Origin of the sequence: Microvirga sp. 2TAF3 (genome assembly GCF_052114965.1) — a bacterium.
In the GTDB taxonomy this organism is placed as follows: Bacteria; Pseudomonadota; Alphaproteobacteria; order Rhizobiales; family Beijerinckiaceae; genus Microvirga.
On record NZ_JBFRFT010000045.1, the window covers coordinates 1 to 2,641 of the forward strand.

General features: G+C 63.3%; 3 protein-coding genes and 1 pseudogene. 2 read left to right on the forward strand and 2 right to left on the reverse strand.

The genetic code is table 11. The features are described from left to right. A pseudogene (locus AB4Y97_RS20855) lies at positions 1-164 on the reverse strand (cytochrome c oxidase subunit I); the annotation flags it as partial. 30 nt (positions 165-194) lie between these two features. Continuing rightward, positions 195-1,052: a cytochrome c oxidase subunit II gene (gene coxB, locus AB4Y97_RS20860; RefSeq protein WP_442000951.1), complete on the reverse strand. Its 858-nt coding sequence runs from the start codon at positions 1,050-1,052 to the stop codon at positions 195-197. Positions 1,053-1,362: 310 nt separating this feature from the next. Here coxB and AB4Y97_RS20865 point away from each other — a divergent pair, with 310 nt between their 5' ends. Then, positions 1,363-1,875 (forward strand): invasion associated locus B family protein, encoded by a 513-nt coding sequence (locus tag AB4Y97_RS20865; protein ID WP_442000952.1) that lies wholly within the window; start codon positions 1,363-1,365, stop codon positions 1,873-1,875. A gap of 38 nt (positions 1,876-1,913) precedes the next feature. Beyond that, positions 1,914-2,498 carry a hypothetical protein gene (locus AB4Y97_RS20870; RefSeq protein ID WP_442000953.1) on the forward strand — a complete coding sequence of 195 codons (585 nt, stop codon included), beginning with the start codon at positions 1,914-1,916 and terminating at the stop codon, positions 2,496-2,498. The last annotated feature ends 143 nt before the right edge of the window (positions 2,499-2,641 follow it).

Sequence of the window (2,641 nt, forward strand, 5' to 3'; positions counted from 1 at the left end):
AGGCGCATCGCGATCGACAGGAACGCGCCGACGAGACCCGCCGTGAAGCCGAAGATGAAGTAGAGAGTGCCGATATCCTTGTGGTTCGTGGAATAGAACCACCGGCGCCAGAAGGTCGGAACCTCGGGGTGATCCGCGTGAGCGGCATCAGCTGCATTTGCCATGATGAGACCTCTGTGGTCCTTCTTTCTAGATTACTGAGCGTTCGCGAGCTTGAGCGGGGCCGGGCCGTCGACGGAAGCATACTTCTGCTTCGCCTCAGCCAGCCAAGCGGCATATTGCTGCTCGCTCACGACGCGGATGGTAATCGGCATATACGGGTGGCCGTTGCCGCAAAGCTCCGAGCACTGGCCGTGATACACGCCTTCCTGCTCCGCCTTGAACCAGGTCTCGTTCAGACGGCCCGGGACGGCGTCGATCTTCACGCCGAAGGACGGCATGGCGAAGGAATGCAGCACGTCGGCGGCGGTGACCTGCACCTTCACGATCTTGTTGACCGGAACCACCATCTCGTTGTCGACGGTGAGCAGCTTCGGCTGGCCGGGCTTCAGATCCTTGGTTTCGACCATGTTCGAATCGAACTTGAAGCCGCCGCCCTGATCGGCCGGGTACTCGTAGCCCCAATACCAGGCGTAGCCCGTGACCTTCACCACCATGTCGGCGGGGGGCGTGACGAGCTGCAGGCGCAGCAGGCGGAAGGACGGGATCGCGATGGCGACCAGGATCAGCACCGGAACGATGGTCCAGGCGACCTCGAGAAGGGTGTTGTGCGTGGTCCGCGAAGGAACCGGATTCTTCCGTTCGTTGAACCGGGCGACGATGATGATGATCAGCGCCAGCACGAAAAGGCAGATCGCCGCGATGAGCCAGACGAGATAGGTATGGAAATTGGACAGATCGCGTCCGACCTCCGTCACCATGCCCTGCATGCTCATTTCCCAAGGGGAAGGTGCGCCGGTGCCCGCGGCTGCCTCACTTATGCCTAACACAAGTGCGACCGCCGCCGTGGAAAGGGCGGTCACCGATCGAAGTCCTGAGGTCTCGATCCGCATCGGTGTTCCAAAGCTCCTAAGATGTGATGGCCGTGAGGCCACGAAAGCATCGGGGAGGGCGCGGGCGCGCAAAAAACGGTGCCCGGCCTGCGCCATCACCTTTGATCTGCGTCTATGACCACAGGATGGGCAGGAGCGCAACGGTGCAAGCGTCGCAATTTATGCGTCATAACCGCCAAAAGATCGATTCCGTGACCCAATTGCACCCTCTCGCTTGACATTGCGGGCCCCGGCATGGTCCGAACGGGCCACGTTGGAATGGCGCGGCAAAGCCGCCATCCTTTAAAGGGATTCGATGACGGAGGTGCCTGTGAGCACGTTACGATGGGTTCGCGGCGCAGCGGCGGCGTTGCTGGGACTGGTTGCGCTTGGTTCGGTCGGCGGGGCCAATGCTCAGGGCATGGTCAAGAATACGTTCGGGGACTGGCAGATGCGCTGCGAAACCCCGGCCGGCGCCACGACCGAGCAATGCGCCCTCGTGCAGAACGTGGCGGCCGAGGATCGTCCGAACGTCACCCTCGTCATTATTGTGTTGAAAACCGCCGACGCGAAGAGCCGGCTCCTGCGCATCGTGGCGCCTTTGGGTATCCTGCTTCCCTCGGGGCTCGGCCTCAAGATCGACCAGACGGATATCGGCCGCGCCGGTTTCGTACGTTGCCTGGCGACGGGCTGCGTCGCCGAGGTCGTGATGGAGGACAACCTGGTGAATCAGATGAAGAGCGGCCAGACCGCGACCTTCATCGTGTTCCAGACGCCCGAGGAGGGGATCGGCATTCCCGTGTCGCTGAACGGATTCGCGGCGGGATTCGACGCCCTGCCGTAAGGGTAGGTGAACCATAAGGTCGAGAAGTGGGGGACGTCATGAGTGGATTGGGCGCAAAGGCCGGTTGGGCTCTCGCCGTGCTTGGGCTTTCGGCTTTGGCAGGTTGCGGAGCGCCGGGAGAGGGCGGCTCGACCCTGGGCAACATGGTGCTTTTCGCGGGGTCGACCGTGCCTCCTCCCATGCAGAAGGCGGTCAATGACGTTTATTGCCCGACGGTCGATATCGTCGAGGGCGGCTCGACAATCCAGGCCTTTGCGGGTGGCCGCGTCGGAGATGCGGGCGGGCTACGCAGCCAGATCGCCATCAGTCAGCTGGCCCGGGAATGCGCCGGCAGCCCGGATGGTTCGACGATCGTAAAGGTGGGCGTCGAGGGCCGTGCTCTCCTGGGGGGCGGAGGCGCGCCGGGGCGCTACGACGTACCCGTCCACATCCTTGTGAAGCGCGGCTCGACCGTGATCGCCAACCGCTCGCGCCGGATGGCGGTGACCATCCCGTCCGGCGACACCCAGGCAACCTTCGCCGTGGTCGAGGACGGCATCGTCGTGCCGCCCGCCGATGCGAACAGTTTCGAGATCGAGGTCGGGCTCGGAGCCGGGCCTACGGCCGGCAGACGTCGCGGCTAGAGCGGATTCGATTTAGGTGAACTCGTATCCGCAGTTGCTGAGGTAGTTCTGGCACTCCTCGACTGGGAAGCGATCGAGCAGTTCTCCGATGGTCGTCCAGAGCGCCTCCTTGGTGCGCGCCGCCGCCTTGCGCAGGAGCGCTT

What these genes read in the sequence shown, in the direction of transcription:
- coxB (WP_442000951.1), bottom strand. Translation starts at nt 1,052, where the DNA reads ATGCGGATCGAGACCTCAGGACTTCGATCGGTGACCGCCCTTTCCACG.
- AB4Y97_RS20870 (WP_442000953.1), top strand. Translation starts at nt 1,914, where the DNA reads ATGAGTGGATTGGGCGCAAAGGCCGGTTGGGCTCTCGCCGTGCTTGGG.